11 protein-coding genes are annotated in these 18081 nt (G+C 36.6%); 10 read left to right on the plus strand and 1 reads right to left on the minus strand.

The genetic code is table 11. The features are described 5' to 3' along the window. Positions 1–13 precede the first annotated feature (13 nt). The 6 genes from agaR (at position 14) to B5488_RS16215 (ending at position 9150) form a co-directional block, all read left to right on the plus strand. Positions 14–784 carry a transcriptional repressor AgaR gene (agaR, locus tag B5488_RS16190; protein ID WP_079736197.1) on the plus strand — a complete coding sequence of 257 codons (771 nt, stop codon included), beginning with the start codon at positions 14–16 and terminating at the stop codon, positions 782–784. 47 nt (positions 785–831) lie between these two features. After that, complete coding sequence (locus B5488_RS16195) at positions 832–1728, plus strand: dihydrodipicolinate synthase family protein (RefSeq protein WP_079736198.1); 897 nt, start codon at positions 832–834, stop codon at positions 1726–1728. Positions 1729–1817: 89 nt separating this feature from the next. Then, positions 1818–5105 (plus strand): SusC/RagA family TonB-linked outer membrane protein, encoded by a 3288-nt coding sequence (locus tag B5488_RS16200; protein WP_231919762.1) that lies wholly within the window; start codon positions 1818–1820, stop codon positions 5103–5105. 15 nt (positions 5106–5120) lie between these two features. After that, positions 5121–6626 carry a RagB/SusD family nutrient uptake outer membrane protein gene (locus B5488_RS16205; protein ID WP_079736199.1) on the plus strand — a complete coding sequence of 502 codons (1506 nt, stop codon included), beginning with the start codon at positions 5121–5123 and terminating at the stop codon, positions 6624–6626. 90 nt (positions 6627–6716) lie between these two features. Next, positions 6717–7841 carry a sialidase family protein gene (locus B5488_RS16210; protein ID WP_079736200.1) on the plus strand — a complete coding sequence of 375 codons (1125 nt, stop codon included), beginning with the start codon at positions 6717–6719 and terminating at the stop codon, positions 7839–7841. Positions 7842–7911: 70 nt separating this feature from the next. Next, positions 7912–9150 carry an IS256 family transposase gene (locus tag B5488_RS16215; protein WP_079733433.1) on the plus strand — a complete coding sequence of 413 codons (1239 nt, stop codon included), beginning with the start codon at positions 7912–7914 and terminating at the stop codon, positions 9148–9150. A 207-nt stretch (positions 9151–9357) separates the two neighbouring features. Here B5488_RS16215 and B5488_RS16220 read toward each other — a convergent pair whose 3' ends face one another. Further along, positions 9358–12084 (minus strand): TonB-dependent receptor, encoded by a 2727-nt coding sequence (locus B5488_RS16220; protein WP_079736201.1) that lies wholly within the window; start codon positions 12082–12084, stop codon positions 9358–9360. Positions 12085–12509: 425 nt separating this feature from the next. On the opposite strand from B5488_RS16220, the gene B5488_RS16225 reads away from it, so the two are divergent. The 4 genes from B5488_RS16225 to B5488_RS16240 all read left to right on the plus strand — a co-directional run bounded on the left by B5488_RS16225 (position 12510) and on the right by B5488_RS16240 (position 17724). After that, positions 12510–14777: a LamG domain-containing protein gene (locus tag B5488_RS16225; protein WP_170065309.1), complete on the plus strand. Its 2268-nt coding sequence runs from the start codon at positions 12510–12512 to the stop codon at positions 14775–14777. A gap of 100 nt (positions 14778–14877) precedes the next feature. Further along, on the plus strand, positions 14878–16221 hold the full coding sequence (locus B5488_RS16230) for a Gfo/Idh/MocA family protein (RefSeq protein ID WP_079736203.1): 1344 nt from the start codon (positions 14878–14880) through the stop codon (positions 16219–16221). 41 nt (positions 16222–16262) lie between these two features. Next, positions 16263–17078, plus strand: coding sequence for a 3-keto-disaccharide hydrolase (locus B5488_RS16235; protein ID WP_079736204.1), 816 nt, complete (start codon positions 16263–16265; stop codon positions 17076–17078). A 52-nt stretch (positions 17079–17130) separates the two neighbouring features. Next, on the plus strand, positions 17131–17724 hold the full coding sequence (locus B5488_RS16240) for a 3-keto-disaccharide hydrolase (protein ID WP_079736205.1): 594 nt from the start codon (positions 17131–17133) through the stop codon (positions 17722–17724). Positions 17725–18081: the final 357 nt, after the last annotated feature.

Below are 18081 nucleotides of genomic sequence, written 5' to 3' on the forward strand. Positions count from 1 at the left end.
TAAAAACTAATCTATGAGGAAAGCAGCAGCACGCCGATCTAAAATATTGGAAATTCTTGATGAATCTAATAAAGTGAACGTAACCGAATTAAGTGAGCACTTTGAGGTGAGTGAAGTTACTATTCGTAACGATTTAGATAAATTAGAAAAAAATAAACTTCTTGTTAGAGCTCACGGCGGTGCTTTTAAAACTAACAACCTGGCTTTGGCAGTTTCAGAAAAGAAAAGTATTAATCGCGATCTCAAACGATTAATAGGCAAAACGGCTGTTGGTCTTATTCAGGAAAATGATTCTATTATTCTGGACTCCGGAACAACTACTTTTGAAATTGCAAGTAATCTAGGGAAGTTTAAAGAAATTACGGTTATTTCTAATGCGCTAGATATTGTTAATAATCTTGCTCAATTTGATAATTTAAAAGTCTATATGCCCGGGGGATATTTAAAAGAATTTTCCATGTCCTTAGTGGGGCCAATGGCTGAACGCAATTTGAAACAGCTTTTTTGCAATAAGTTGTTTCTTGGGGTAGATAGTATAAGAAGCAATGTTGGTTTTTTCACCCACCATATGGAAGAAGCATATTTAAACCAAATAATGATTGAAATTGCCGAGGAAGTAATTGTGGTGGCAGATTCTACTAAATTTAAAAAAACAGGTCTTGCTTTTATTCAGAATTTTGAACATATAGATAAGGTTATTACCGACGATGGAATTGATGAAAATGATCTTAAAATGCTACAAAAGAATAACGTTGAAGTTTTAATTGCTGGAAAAACTGAATAAAAGATAATATTTCATATATTTGATATGTAATACATAATACATATCAAATGAAAAACTTGTTTGCGGCGACTTATGCGCCTATGAAAGATGATTGGAGCATTAATTCTGGGATGGTTGGTCAATATGCCGATTTTCTTAAAAGAAATAAACTATCTGGAGTTTTTATCAATGGTTCAACTGGTGACTTTGTATCCTTAACGACTAATGAGCGTACTGAGCTTTTAGAAGCCTGGGCCGATCATAGGTCAAATGGCTTATACTTAATAAATCACGTAGGAAGTAATAGCCTGAAAGAGGCAGAAACTCTTGCAGCCTCTTCAGTAGGAAGAGCTGATGCAGTGGCAGCAATTGCTCCTTTTTATTTTAAACCTTCAAATACACAGCAATTAATTGATTATTGTAAATCAATTGCATTAAAGGCAAAAGATCTTCCTTTTTACTACTATCACTTACCTGTTTTAACCGGTGTAAATTTTCCAATGCTGAGTTTTGCTGAAAAAGCTAAGGAACAAATTCCAAATTTTGCCGGTATCAAATTTACCGAGAATAATCTTGTAGAATTTCAAAAAACGAGTCTGGGTCATCCTGATTTGGATATTTTTTTCGGAGTAGATGAAGCTTTTTATTCTTCACTAGGTTTACAAGCTGGTGGTTGGGTTGGAAGCACTTACAATCATTTATCTCCACTTTTTTATAAAATAAAAGATGAATTTGATAAAGGAAATCTCCGCGAAGCTTCGCAATTACAAAGTTTCGTAGTAAAATTCGTAGAGACTTTGAGTGGTTATGGTAGCTTTAATGGTACCGGAAAAAGCTTTATGAAGAAGCTAGGGGTGGACTGTGGACCATCTCGTTATCCGCATCCTACCTTGAAAGATTCTGAAATAGAAAATGCCTTCAAAACTTTTGAAAATATAGGCTTGTCGGAATATTTTTCATCATAACGAAAATTTTTTACAAAATTATTATGTATAACATAATGCTTTTATTTATATTAGCAATGTTAAAAACAAACGAATTAAATCCTAATTTTATGAAAAAAAGATTAAATATGGGTAATTGGAAATACCTTTTGAATAGGGTATTGCAATTATCACGGCCAGATTTCACTAATACGGTACTATTGGGTGGGCTTGTATTTTTGTGTTTTGGCTTTACGATGCAATCTCAGGATTTTGAGGTTTCAGGAGTTGTTTCAGATGAAGCAGGAATTCCTTTACCGGGAGTTAATGTGCTGGTGAAAAATACTAACCGAGGTGTTCAAACCAATTTTGATGGAGCATATAATATTGACGTCTCTCAAGGTGAAATTTTAACCTTTAGTTATTTAGGTTTCCAAACTTCCGAAATCGTTGTAGAGGAGGGGGATTCTGAGATTAATGTTATTCTTGAGGAAGATTTGTCCAGCTTGGATGAAGTGGTTGTTACCGGGTATTCCACCCAATTGAGGAGTAATATGGCTACAGCGGTCTCTAAACTGGATACTAAAGTGTTAGAGAGTGCACCGAGATCTAATGCTGCAACAGCACTTCAAGGTACTATTGCAGGTTTACGTGTTACTCAAAACACTGGTCAACCCGGATCTACTCCAAGTATCTCCTTACGTGGAGGAAGTGACTTTGGTGGCGGAGGTAGTCCATTAATTTTAATTGACGGAGTTCCCGGATCCTTTTATGCTTTAAATTCCGACGATATTGAATCCATGGAAGTTTTAAAGGATGCTGCTTCTACTGCCGTATATGGTGCGCGAGCTGCAAATGGAGTTATTCTGGTAACGACCAAAAAAGGAAAAGCTGGAAGTTCTAACATTACCTATAGACATAGGTACACTATAAATGAAAGACGGGACAGCCCAGAGTATCTTGGGGCTGAAGATTTTATTATTTATAATCGTAGGGCAATAAGAAATACACAAAGAGTACTTGGTGAAGGAGCATTTAATAATTTTCTAGTAGGACCTCAGGGGATGGGAACTGGTAACAACACTACAAATTCTCCTTTTACAACCATGGTTTTAGGAGACGATAATAGATATTTGTTAGATCAGCCAGGTTGGAGTTCTATTCAGGATCCTATAAATCCATCGCAGCAGTTGATTTTTCAAGAAAATGATATGAGTGAGTTGTTTTTTCAAAACAGTCATTCAAAAGATCATTCTCTTTCTTTTGATGGCGGTAATGAGAAAGGTACTTATTATGCCGGTTTGGGATATCTTGATGATCAAGGTATTGTCATTGGTTCCGGTTTTGAACGGTTTTCAGGAACGTTTAATGGATCCTATAAAGTAAAAGATAATTTTAAAGTTTCTTCAAATTTACTTTATGCGCATTCCGAAGTTAATGGTACTTATTTGGGTAATGATAACCAGATATTCGAACGGGCAGCTGGACAACCACCTACATCCAGGATTTATAATAATAATCCCGATGGAAGTTTAAGTGACGATCCAAACCCTGGTACAAATACTAGTTTTGGTAATCCATTATACTATAGGGATAAATTTTTAAGTGAGAATTTGGAGCAACGTCTTACTGCTTCAGTACAGTTGGACTGGCAGTTTATAGAAAATTTCAACTTAATGCTTAGAGGTTCCCATTTTACTATTAATAACACCAATGAAAGTTTTAACAAAGCGTATTTAAATGCTGGATCTTTGGTTACCACAAGAAATGCCTCTGCCAGTCATCAAAAAACATTGAGGAATCAGGCCACGGCCACGGTTACTTATGATAATGTTTTTAATGAAAAACACAATGTAAATGCCATGTTGGGTGGAGAATTTTTTCGAGAAGACTATTTCGTGTTGAGTGGAGCAACAAGATTATCTCCTACCGATTTAATTACAACTATGAATGCTGGAGCAGAAGCTAATGGAGTGCCTTCTTCCTCAAAAACTAATTATGCTATTGCTTCGGTTTTTGGGCAGGTAAATTATGATTATGATAGTAGATATTTACTTGGGCTTACCTTTAGACAAGACGGAACCTCAAGATTAGGGACTGAAAAATATGATTTCTTCCCAGGAGTATCATTTGGATGGAATCTTCATAATGAAAATTTTTATGAAAGTTCGAATTTAGAAAGCTTAGTATCACGTATTAAACCTCGTGTAAGTTATGGGGTGAACGGGAATATAGATGTGCTAAGTAATTATGGCGTTTATGGTTTATATGCGGAAACTGCAGTATATGGAGGTCAAACCGGTTACGCTAATACTAATTTGCCAACACTTGGTCTAAAATGGGAGCGTGCCACTACACTTAATTTTGGATTGGATTTAGGTCTGTTTAAAAATCGTGTGAATCTTTTAGTAGATTATTTTATCAGAGATGTGGATGATAAACTTGCAGGTTTAACGTTACCTCAATGGACTGGATTTAGTTCTATCCTGGTGAATAACGGAACCTTAAGAAATAAAGGTTTTGAATTAGAATTGGATGCCACAATTGTTAATACCGACAATTGGAACTGGAATATCGGAGGTACTTATTTTACCCAAAAAAGATATGTGGAATCTTTACCTGATAATGGGGTAGAAAATAACCGTCAGGGAGGGATTGAGGTTTATGACCCTGAAACCGACGGTACCCGATATATAGGTGGTTTACAGGAAGGGCAAAGAGTAGGAACCGATATTGTTACTGCTTATATTCAGGAAGGAGTTTATCAAACTGAAGCAGATCTGGCAGAGCACGAAGGTCGGAGAGTAGAGATGGCAACAAACCCAGAATTTCAGCAATTAGGGGATTCTCGTTGGAGAGATGTGAATGGTGATAATATTATTGATTTTCGCGATAGGGTGAAGATTGGTAGGGTTACTCCAGATTTCTTTGGAGGTTTCACCTCAGATCTTACCTATAAAAACTTTAACTTGTTTATAAAAACTGATTTTGCTTTAGGGCATTTAATACAAAACAATGCAAGATCTCGGGGAATGGCGCAAGTTCAAGGAAATATGAACTGGACGAACGAATTGCTGGATACCTGGACCGAAGAAAATCCAAATACTGACGTTCCGCGATACGATTTCACTGATCCACAGCGTAACCACTTGTCCTTTCCTTATGGTGGACAGTACAATAGTAGTTCTCGTTATTGGGAAAAAGGGGATTATCTTGCCCTTAGAGAGGTGACATTGAGTTATAATGTTCCTGGAGAACTTATTGGGAATGTGTTCCAAAACCTTAGGATATATGGAACAGGAAGTAACTTAGCTTACTTTAATGATTATACTGGGTACTCTCCAGAAAATGGAGGTATAGATAGCGGTCGTTTCCCACTACCTGTAAGTTATACCCTTGGAGTTAATTTAAGTTTTTAATAAAAAATAATGATTATGAAGATTTATAAAATAGTTAGTGCACTTATATTACTTTTTGCACTCGGAGCTTGCGAAAGCGAATTAGATCTACAGCCAGAAAGCACCTTAACCTATAATGGGTTTTGGGAAAGTGAAGAGGCTGCAAGGGCTGCACAGGTTGGTTTGTACTCTAACTTCAGAGCCCGTAATGGAAGTTTCTGGATTATGGGTGAAGTTCGTTCTGATATTTGGGGTGGTCCTACCTTTGAATCTCCTTCGAACCTTGATTTAATTAACCAAAACATTAGTGCTACTCAGGTGCCATTCGGAAATTGGGCCGGTTTTTACGGCTATATGCATCATATCAATGATTTTCTTTTAAATATTGAGAATATTGAGTTTGACAATGAAGCCGACAAGGCCCACCTTATTGGACAGGTGTATGGCATTAGGGCATTCATGTACTTTACAATGTTAAAAACCTGGGGTGGTGTACCAATTTCAACTGAACCGTTGTTAGATGTTAACCCGAGCGAATTAGCTAAAGCCCGTTCTTCTAAGGAAGAGGTAATGGCATTAGTAAAAAGTGATATTGCCAGATCTTTAGAGGCCTTTGGGGATGATGAATCTTTTTGGAATGGGCAGCGAACCTATTGGTCTAAAGCTGCAAGTTTGGTTTTAAAAGGAAAAGTTTATTTATGGTCTGGTAAACTCCTTGGGGGAGGTGATGCAGATTATAATGAAGCAAAATTAGCCCTGGAAGATGTACAAGGAATGGGCTTTAGCCTGGTAGAGAATTACAATGATCTGTGGGGTGAAGAAAATGAAAATAATAACGAGTTCATTTTTAAATTTGATTATACACAAGATGAAGCTGGGAATTTTTATAGCGGATTATTTACTGGCCGGTCTACTGAGATAAATGCCACCTGGGATTCTTATGGCAATTCCATGGCCGATTTTGTTTCTAATGGAGGGAACCGTTATGGCCCAAGCATTAAAACTCTGGAAATGATTGATGATACGGAAGATGCACGTAGGAATGAAACTTTTATTAGGCTTTATGGTAACGATGAAGGTCATATTCCATTTGATACTGAAGGGTATCAGGCCTCTATCCTGAAAAAGTTTTTGGGTGTAGTAGAAGCAGGTAGCCGTTTAAGTAATAATGATGTACCATTATTTAGGTATGCCGATGTTATATTGCTTTTGGCCGAGGCCAAAAATAATTTAGGTGAAGATCCATCAGAAGAAATCAATCAAATTCGGATGAGGGCTTATGGAGAGGATTACACAGAATCCGAAAATGCTTATGTAAGTGGCTCTCAGGTAGAGAATACTCGTGCAATTCTTGATGAACGTTTGAAGGAATTTATAGGAGAAGGTAAACGTTGGTGGGATTTAAGACGTGCAGGAGGCACCTTTATATTTGATGAAATAGAAAGTCTTGATGCGTCTGAAGCTTATAAATTGGAACTACCAATTTCTCCAGAAATGATAGCGAACAATCCGCTATTAGAACAAACAGAAGGTTATGAATAGTAATTATACCCATGATTATTATTTGTTAGTTAGTTAGCTGAAAAGGCCGCAATTGCGGCCTTTTTTTAAATTTAATTAAATTAAAAAATTATGAAGAAAATTGTATTACTAATAGTACTAAGTGCATTTTTGCAGAGCTGCAAGGGTAACGATAAAGAAAAAGAACCCAAAATAGAAGAAATTAATGACCCTGAAACACAGGAATTAGTGTTTGAAGATCTTTTTAATGCAGAAGCGAAAGAGAATATTGCCTGTTATCGTATTCCTTCTTTAATAACTGCTCCTAATGGAGACCTTATAGCTGCAATAGATGAAAGAGTACCTTCTTGTGCTGATTTAAGAGGGAGCAAAGACATAAATATTGTACAGCGTAGAAGTACTGACAACGGTAAAACCTGGAGCGATATTGAAACAGTAGTTAACTTTCCGGAGGGAGAATCTGCTTCAGACCCTTCCATGATTGTAGATGAAGAGACAGGTGAAGTTTTTATGTTCTATAACTTTATGGATCTTGATAATGAAGCTAATATCTATTATCTACATGTAGTTTCAAGTAAAGACAATGGCAAAACCTGGACTGAGCCCCGCGATATTACTGCAGAAATAGCTAAAGAAGAATGGCACGAGGATTTTAAATTTATCACATCTGGTAGGGGAACTCAAACTAGTACTGGTAGATTACTACACACCCTTGTAAATTTGGATAGTGGTCTGCACTTATTTGGTAGTGATGACCACGGAAAAAGTTGGTTTTTGATTGACACCCCAATTCAACCTGCAGATGAGTCAAAAGTTATTGAACTTGCCGATGGAAGATATATGATTAATTCTCGAGTGAATACTGGTGAAGGACATCGATATGTACATATTTCAGATGATAAGGGAGAAAGTTGGAAAACCCGTCCAGAAACTAAATTAACCGACCCAGGAAATAATGCAAGTATTATTCGATATAGTCGTGAAAAGGAGGACGAAAAAAATAGACTGCTTTTTTCAAATTCCAATAGTGCAGATGAGAGAAAGAATCTAAGTGTTCGTATAAGTTATGACGAAGGAGAAACCTGGAGTGAAGGAAAAACTATCTATCATGGACCCGCTGCCTATTCTGATCTTACGGTTTTAGAAAATGGTGATATAGGTGTGTTTTTTGAAGCCGATGGCTATTCCAGAAATCTTTTCACAAGCTTTTCTTTAGAATGGTTGACTGATAAGTAAAAAAAATAGAGGGTGTAATCTCAAGTCTGTCTAGACTTTGAAAATTAAATTAAAATTTTTAGACTAGATTATGACACAAGAAGAGATTAAGGAATTAAAGGAAAAAGCATTAAAACAATTTTTATCAGGAGAATCCCTAACCGGCAAAAACGGCGCTTTTGCTCCAATGCTTAGGGAGTTTATGGAAGAGGCCCTGGAAGCAGAAATGTCTTCGCACCTTTCCGATGAAGAAAAAGGCTCAAAAGCAGGTAATAAGCGTAATGGCAAAGGCAAAAAGACCCTAAAGAGCAGCCAAGGGGACGTCACCATTAACACGCCCCAGGATCGTAACAGTACCTTTGAGCCGGAGATCGTAGCGAAACGCCAGCGTATCCTGGCCGATAATTTAGAAAAGCAGATTATAGGCATGTACGGGATGGGCAATAGCCTGCGGGATATCTCAGCTCATATAGAGGAAATGTATGATTCCAAGATATCCACACACGTTCTAAGTGATATTACGGACCGGGTGATTCCCAAGGTTAAGGAATGGCAGGATCGCCCCTTGGAGCCGGTATATTGCATCCTATGGCTCGACGCGATGCACTTCAAGGTACGCGAAGAAGGCAAAGTAAAGCACAAGGCCTTGTATAATATTTTAGGAATAAATAAAGCTGGAAGAAAGGAAGTGCTGGGTATGTATATCTCGGAAAGTGAAGGGGCCAATTTTTGGCTTCAGGTGCTGACCCAATTAAACAACCGTGGCTTAAAAGATATTCTGATTGCCTGTACGGATAATCTTACGGGCTTTAGTGAAGCCATTCATTCTGTTTATCCCAAGACTGATATTCAGCTATGTATTGTCCACCAGATCCGCAATAGTATGAAGTATGTGGCCAGTAAGGATCAAAAAGATTTTATGAAAGACCTTAAACTGGTGTACAAGGCTGACACCAAAGACCAGGCTGAATCGGCTTTACTGGATCTGGAAGAAAAATGGGGCAAAAGATATCCCATAGTGATCCGTTCCTGGAATGATAACTGGGACCGATTGAGTGCTTATTTTGAATATACCGCACCCATTAGAAAACTCATATACACCACAAATGCCGTAGAGGCTTTTCACCGGCAGGTAAGAAAAGTAACCAAGACCAAAGGCGCTTTTACCAATGATATGGCACTATTGAAGCTGGTTTACCTAGCTACCAGAAGAATTGAAAAGAAATGGAACGCCCCACTGCAGAACTGGGGTTTGGTAGTTCAACAATTAGCTATTAAATTTGAAGGTCGGCTAGAGTTGGACTTAGCCACCAATGAAACGAAAAACTAAAATTTTCTTCTCCCGGGGGTACCCCCGGGAGAAGAAGCAGACAGAGTTGAGCTAACACTCCCTGGACCTTTCGGCTTAATTAAGTCTTTGATTTTTCTATGATTATTAAGGTAGAAGTAGATAAAGAATATAATATTTCATAGCCAAAAATTTAAATACTTAATCTTATCGCCATGCTTTAAAAACCTTACATTTAATGTCTTATAATTATCTTCTATTTCTCCCACGATCATTTGGATTATCTCCGCCAAATTTATCTAACTTATAAGTAAAACTAAGCATAGCATACTGGGTAAGGATTAAGTTACTAGTATCCTGGATGAAATCATCTCCAATAGTTCGGCGAGTATCAATATTTTGATTTAACATATCATAAACCTTTATTTTGATCGTAGCATCATCATCTAAAAATTGATACCCCAAACTGGTATTCCATAAGAGAGAGGTATTTTCAAAGCCGGGAGAAACATTCCCGAAGTAATTATAAGAAATATCATTACCAAAAACCACGTTTTCGGGCCAGTAACTTGTTGCTTCAAAACCGATACGATGATTCAGGAAATCTTCATTCCGGTTAGGGTTAATATCATAAGCCGTACTGTTATACGTCAATTGATAATTAGGATTAATATCAAATAGCCCGTCTATGGCATAAGTTAACCGAAGGTTTGGTGATATACTATATCGCTCGGCATTATATTTTACAGCATTTGTAAAGCCTACATTTTTATTATAAGAGGCGTTTAAACCACCTCCCATCCTGAACTCCTTTTCATCGTTTTTAATCTGCTTGTTTAAATATACCCGGGCATTAGCACTCATCACTCCATTTACATTGGTATAAGTAGTTGTACGAACTAGGTTTTCATCTATAGTAGTTACTGGTACAACAGTATTATCGGTAAAACTTATATTGACAGAACTAAAGATTCCGCTTCGTGTAGAAAAGTCAAAATTACGGTAATCAGCTCTAATGCTTTGCCTATATGCCGGAACAAGTTCAGGGTTTCCTACTCTTATATTCAACGGATTAGTTCGGTCTATTACCGGTTGCAACTGGTTGATTGATGGGATATCAACATCGGTATCATATCTAAAGGTTATACTTTTTGATCTTTCCACTTCATAACGAACCCTTGCCTGTAGAAAGAGGTTATTATAAGTGTTTTCAAAAGCTGCATTTTCAATGAAATTTTCATTTTCAAGACTGGTGTGTAATAGTCCAAAATCTGTATTGATCCTCCAGACCTCCCCTTCATAATTTAAGCCCACGTTTGGAGTATGCCTGAGGCTGGTTACTTGAAAATCGTTACTTAACAGTTCGTTAAGCTGGTTGTAGCTTGCATCACCATTTTCGGCTTCGTAAACATATCTTTTGTTCGTGGAATGCGCATAATCCAGATCATAGGAAACATCCAGGAAAAATTGATCTGCCAGAACACTACGTTGACTTACTTCTAAAGAATAGCTGTCTTCCTTTTCATCTTCGTCTATATATTGATCCTGGACTTCAACTACTTCTTCTCCGTCTTCAAAAAACAGGCTTTCAGAATAGTAAAAATTATCGTTACGTTGCCTGCTGTGATCATTAGAAAATTCAAGTTCAAAATATGCTCCTCTAGCTCCAAAACGCTTAATAAAATCTAAGTCGTTATTAAAACTCTGGCTTTCAAGATCCTCGTTGCTAAAGGTTTCAGTGTTGTTGATAAGGTTACCATCTTCATCTAGAGACTCTTCGATCCGTGACCTGTTAGAATTCCCAAAATTAGCATTAAACCTGGGCCTTATGGATAACCGTGTAAGGGAATCAAATTCTATTTCAAACCTGGCATTGGCCCGATGGCTATCGTTTATTAAATTGCTTCTTTCGTCAGAATTTGAAAAATACCGGGCATTCGGCAAAATATTTTCTCTTGAAACCTGGGTTCTTCTTTCGGTGTCATTTCTACCGAAGAAATAATCTCCGGTTAATCTTAATTCGTTTTCCCATTTATTTACAAAATTCAAACCAGCAGTTTCCGATTTGGTGATTCCTCCACCGCCGCCTCCAAAAACTGCTCTACCGGCACTTCGGCCCATCATCCCAAAGACTTCATCATAGCTAAAACCCGAACTATTAATATTATTGGAACTTCCTAGTACGCTTATGCGCAGATCATCCTTAAAATAGTTAGCGATTGCACTCATTTCATAGCGTTCATCGGTACCACCACCTGCGGTAGCCCGGGCAAAATAACCCTGATTCTTGTCTTCTTTTATAGTAATATTTACCGTTTTATTATCAGGGTCTCCAGGTTCTCCTGTAAATTCCTGAGACCTTGTCTTGGTATCGGTCACCTGGATTTTATCAATGATTTCCTTTGGAAGGTTTTTTGTAGCAATCCTGTGGTCGTTCCCGAAAAATTCTTCTCCATTGACCATTATTCTTGAAACAGGTTTTCCATTTACAGTGATCTCGCCATCAGAATCTATTTCAACCCCCGGAAGTTTTTTCATAAGCTCCTCTAAATTGGCATTTGGTTGGGTGGTAAATGAATCGGCATTAAATTCTAGGGTATCCCTTTTTATTGAAATTGGAGCACTGGTTCCCTGTACCAGGATTTCAGCAAGGCTATTATCCTGAATCTCCAGGGTTATATTACCGAGGTCTAGACTTTTCTCAATTTCTAAACTCTGGTTGTAAGGAGCAAAACCCGCATAGGAAATTCTGAAATTCAAAACTTCGGCTTCTGTAGTTCCAGAGAGCGAGAACTCCCCATTCTTTTCTGAAATGGTATAGGTTACCAGACTACTGTCGGCAGGTTTTTCTGCATAGATCGTTGCCGATTCGAGTGAATTACCCTCGGTGTCAGTTATCTTACCGGTGATCTGGAATTGCTGGGAATAAATTAAGTTAATAGACAAAAGGAGAAGCAGCGTGCTAAAATATTTCATGAAAAAGCTTGGCTAGGGGTGATTTAAATTAGTTATTAGAATAACTACTGTTACTTTGACTGTTTTTTTGATAAATAGTTTAAAGAATTGTTAAACTTTAATTAGAACTAATTAATTGATAGCTTTTAAACCTCTATACCTTTGTTCATTCTTTACTAAGCGATGTTGGTAATTAAGGAAAACAGGGCTATTTGTTTTCTACTTTCAACCCTAGGGAATGTAGAAGGAATGTATCGATGATTGAATATATTGCAATCAATATAAAAACATCAAATACACTTTGTTGAAATTTTTAAAATTAGATTTCTTCTTATTGTTTAATTGCCAAATAATTAGTGAGAAATTAATTGATAGACTAGCTAAGAACACCAAAACTCATGCTTTTTTCACTAACTTTCTCCGACAAAAAATCTTTCTTAAAAAGTATGAAGAGAATCTTCATTTTAGTTTCCATTTTATGGAGTATTTGCAGTGTAGGACAGAACAAACCACCTGATTCTTTGTGGCTTTTAAAAGCTGGCAGCTCTAATTTATTATCTGATTTTCAAGAGGGATATAATACCTTTTATTTTGAATCTATCTCTGAATTTGAAAGTAAAGAAGACAGTTTTAATAAACTACTAGGCACCCAGGCTCAGCTCCTTTTTTTGTATGATGGGGAGAAGGAGATAGTGGATGATTTTTTGCAAAATTCTCGTAGAAATTCGAATTACCTTTTTAATTCCTCTAAAGAAAATCAACTTTTTGGTGTTGAAAAAAAACAACTTAATCATATTCGTTTTCTTACTGATTCTTTGTCTGAGATTACGGTTTGCGAAGAATTCAATTTAATCTCTGCTGATAGTCTAAAAAGCAAAAAAGAAATTGACTTTTTTCTTGAGGATGTGCTGTACAAAAAAGGAGTGGTCCCGGACATTATTACTTCACCTTTTATAAAAAATATAGAATATTTAAAAAAACAGTATTATAAGAAGCCGGTATATAAAATCCGAGTTACTTATAATGGGAAAGATTTACCCAAGGTGAATTGGAAGGAATTTCCGCATTTGGAAACTTGTGGAATATTGAGGACTGCTGCTTCAACTTTATCACCTCTCAAAAGAGGTTATATGTTCTCTCCTGACATCTATAATTTTACTGATAAAAACACAAAAATCACCGGACCGAAAACTTTTCGCGCTATAAGGTATAGATTGGAAGAAAAGATAAGATATTCGGTGCCTTTAGATGACGAGACTAGTAATCTGACTAATAATTCTGATAAGAGTACTCCAACGGCTATTAGCTTTAAAAAAGACCAGGATAGAGGGAAAAATGTAGCCATTTTCAATGGAACCTCCAGTTATATTGATATTAGAAGTCAACCTGAAGAAAGGTTAGAAGAAATAAGTATTAGCGCTTGGGTGAAACCTAATGAGGTAGATGGAAGTTTTAGTTTAATAGGAAAAGGTGAGGCTTTCTCTGCTAAAATTTATAATGGAAAGCTACAATTTACTACCACCGGAATTAAAGATCATACTACCTCAAAGCCTGTTGTTAAAAAAGATGAGTGGAGTCACGTTGCCTTTGTGTATGTGCCAAATCAAAAACTCTATTTCTATGTAAATGGTAATTTAATAGAGGAGATTGCTGCTTCAGATATGGTACAGACTGATCATGCATTACTTATAGGATCAAATTTATGGGGTCAGTATTACTCTGGGTTAATGAGCAATTTGAAAATTTGGGAAAGAGCATTAAGTGATGAAGAGATCGAAAATGTCTTTTTGGAAAGAAGTCTTGAAAATCAAGGGAGCTTCCTAATTGGTAATTGGTTGTGGTTAAGTGTTATACTTTTGGTTTTAATAATACCAGCTTTGCTTATTTATCAAAGAAATCAGAGGAGATCAAGGCATTTAAAAAAACAATCAAAAGAAAGTCCGCGCTCTGAAAAAAACGCTAATAGCCCGGCTTGTACTCTAAATCGGGAAGCGAACAGTATAAATTTATTAAATGGCTTTACGGTTTGGAATCTTAAAGGAGAAGATATTACATCAAAATTTTCTCCAAAACGAAAGGAATTATTGATTCTCATTTTATTGTTTACCCTCAAAGAAGACGGGATAACTTCTAAAAAATTAAGTGATTTTCTTTGGCCAGGATTTCCCTCAAACAACAAAAAAAATAATCGAAGTACTCAGATAAAGGAATTAAGGAATATATTTTTTAATCAAGTAGACGCTAAAATCATCTTTAGCGATAAAAAATGGCAACTTCACAGTAAGGGAGCATTAATAGTCGATGTCTTTTTGTTAAATAATGCCTTCCCGGGTTTTTGGTCCTCTAAAAAGGAAGTATTATCAGAAATTGAAGCGTTGGATCTTGCTAGAATTGTATCAAAAGGTGCTTTATTGCCACAGTTGGAACTGGAGTGGTTAGATAATATAAAAGCGGAATATAGTTCTAGAGTTTTAGACCTGTTAAATCCTTTTCTAGAAAATGAAACTCTTAATAGTACTGAGAAACTGGAAATTATTGAAGCAATTTTAGTAATAGATCCCCTCTTTGAAACTGCTATCAGAAAAAAAGTTACATTTTTATTAGCAGAAAAAAAATACGGTTCTGCCAAGAAAACAGTTGAAAATTATAAAAAGCTTTACGAAAGATATTATAACGAAACGATTGATCCTGAATTTTTACGTTTAGTTAAATAAAATTGAATTTTTTTCTAATTTTACCCCATTTATTACCCCAAATATTACTTCCCTTCTAATTAGATTTACGCAGTTAAAAATATAAATCTATCAAATTACTATGGAGAATAATCGACGTTCCTTTATTAAGAATTTGGGAATAGTAGGCGCTACTGCAGCCGTAATCCCCTCAAGCTTTGCGGCCGAAACAATACCGGTAAATTTACTTAACCGGAAAACTAAATTTACTGGTAATAAAATCTTAAATATCGCCTTGATAGGTGCCGGGGGAATGGGAGTTGCCGATACTAGTACTGCTTTAAGGCACGATAATATAGAACTTGTTGCTGTTTGTGATTTATACGATGGTAGACTGGAGGAATCAAAACAGCGCTGGGGAGATAGTTTGTTTGTTACCAAAGATTACAAAGAGATTTTAAAACGCACTGATATTGATGCAGTTATTATAGGAACTCCAGATTTCTGGCATAAAAAAATGAGTATTGACGCCTTAAATGCAGGTAAACATGTGTACTGTGAGAAACCTATGGTACATAGCGTAGAAGAAGGTAACGATATTATAAAAGCCTGGAAAAAATCGGGTAAAATTTATATGGTAGGTAGTCAGGGAATGTCTTCCCTGGGTAATGAAAAGGCTAAAGAATTATTGGCGGCAGGTGCAATAGGAACTTTAAATTATGCCGAAGGTTTCTGGGCTCGTAATTCGGCATTTGGGGCCTGGCAATATCCTATTCCAGATGATGCTTCTACCCAAACAGTAGACTGGGAGAAATATATTTCCATCAGTAAAGATCGTCCTTTTGATCCTTTACGCTTTTTTAGATGGCGTAACTATCTGGATTACGGGACAGGAATGGCGGGTGATTTATTTGTACATCTATTTTCCAGCCTGCATTTTATCACGAACTCTTATGGACCTAACAAAATTGCAGCCACCGGAGGTTTACGCCATTGGGATGATGGCCGGGAAGTTCCCGACGTACTGTTAGGAATGTTCGATTATCCCGATACTAAACAACATCCGGCTTTTAACCTTTCTCTGCGTTGTAATTTCGTAGATGGCACCAGTGGTAGTACTTTCTTAAAACTGGTAGGAAGTAAAGGATCTATGGATATAGGCTGGGATAGTCTAACCTTAAAACGCAATGCTGGTGGTGAAAGCGCTGATCCATTTTTGGCAGAAAAAGCTAAAGAAGAATCTGGAAGACCAGACCGTAAAAAATTGGTTCCGCCATTGGAGACGGTTTATAAAGCGCAAAATGGTTATAAAGGTGCGCATTACGACCATTTTGCTAATTTCTTTGCCGCAATTCGTGAGAATGGCTCCGTAGCGCAAGATCCTGTTTTCGGATTTCGCGCGGCTGCCCCGGCTTTACTTTGTAATGAAAGTTATAAAAAGAACGGATTTATAAATTGGGATCCTGAAAAAATGAAATTAGGTTAATCCTAAAGTTTATAATAATACTTCAACCTAAAATAGTTCAGATGAAAAAAATAATGGTATACATGCTTTTGGCAGCTTCCATCATAGCGTGTAAAAATTCAGATAAAAAACAGGAAGAAATTGAAACCAATAACCAAAATCAGGAAAATACTGCCCAGACTCAACAAAAAGAGGGAGACTGGCAGTATTTATTCAACGGTAGTAGCCTTGAAGGCTGGCGAGGTTATGGCGAAGAAGAGATGCCACCGGGTTGGGTCATAGAAGATAATGTATTAACCTATAAAACCGATCTTGGAAAAGAAGAAGATTATACCGGAGGTCGGGACATTATCTATGGTGCTGAAGAGTTTGATAATTTTGAACTTTCCCTGGAGTGGAAACTTCCGGAAGGGGGGAATAGCGGGATTTTTTACCACGTAAAAGAAGGGTATGAAAACCCATCAAAAGTAGCTCCTGAATATCAGCTTATAGATGATGAAAATTATGAAAATATCCATGATCTTACCGGTTATAATGAGAGTCTTGGTCACACTGAAAAGCTTTCAGAATTAAAGCCATTAAACAAAACAGCTGCCGATTATGCGATGTACGCCCCAGATTCTGAAAAGAAAAAATTAAATCCGGTTGGAGAGTGGAATACTAGTAAGATTGTATATACCCCAGAGAGGGTTGAACATTGGCTTAATGGGGAAATGGTAGTGTCATTCAATCCTAAATCTGAAGACTGGCAGGAGAAAAGGGATTCAGGTAAGTGGAAAGGTAGTCCCGATTATGCAAAGTTTAAGTCTGGTTATATCGGTTTGCAGGACCACGCCAGTCCCATCTGGTTTAGAAATATTAAAATTAAAAGATTATAAGTTTTACTGAAAAAATTGAGGTAAGCTTAGTTAATTATTCAAATAAATAAAAATGAAAAAAATTAGTTTAATTGCAATTTTATTGAGTTTCGCATTTGTTGGTTGTCAATCAGGAAAAGATCTTTTTAACGGAGAGGATCTTGAAGGCTGGAAAATACATGGTACCGAAAAATGGTATGTCGAAGATGGATTGTTGATCTCAGAGAGTGGTCCCGATAAGGCATATGGATATCTTGCCACTAAAGAAAATTACAAGGATTTTGAATTGAATTTAGAATTTAAGCAAGAAGCGGACGGGAATAGTGGAGTATTCATAAGGTCCGAAATTGAAGGCACTAAAATAGCTGGTTGGCAGGTAGAGGTGGCACCGCCAAATCTTCATACAGGTGGAATCTATGAATCTTATGGACGTGGATGGTTGATAAAACCAACCCCGGAAAAAGAGGATGTACTTAATTATGGAGAATGGAATAAATTAAAGATAAGAGTAAAAGATAACCAGGTAACCAGTTGGTTAAACGGCGTGGAAATGGTTGATTTTTCTGATGAGAAGATAGGAGCTGCTAATGGTAAAATTGCCTTACAAATTCACGATGGGGGAGGAATTAAGGTGTACTGGAGAAATATTAAACTTAAACAAATTTAAGTAAGAAGAAATTAAAATTTTGGATTACAAAAATATCTATAGTTAGTTTTTTTTCATTGATGTGTTAGTTGAAAAGCCGTCTTCGATTACCGGGGGCGGCTTTTCGTTTTATAAAACGGAGCGTAAAACCCACCTATCGGAACGTGGGTGGGATGTAAGCGACTAGCCCTGATTGATATCTTTTTCTAATTAGAATGAAAATAATTGGAATTTTTTACATTTCAATTGTTGCTATATGGGAAATCTTTCATTATTTTAATTTTTTAAACTAGTAATAAGTGAGTTAAATTTTAAAAATTTCTCCCTCTGAGAATATTCTATTTCTTTTGGGTTTTTAGTTTTAACCCCGCGGTAAAA

It is taken from the genome of Salegentibacter salegens (assembly GCF_900142975.1).
Classification (GTDB): Bacteria; Bacteroidota; Bacteroidia; order Flavobacteriales; family Flavobacteriaceae; genus Salegentibacter; species Salegentibacter salegens.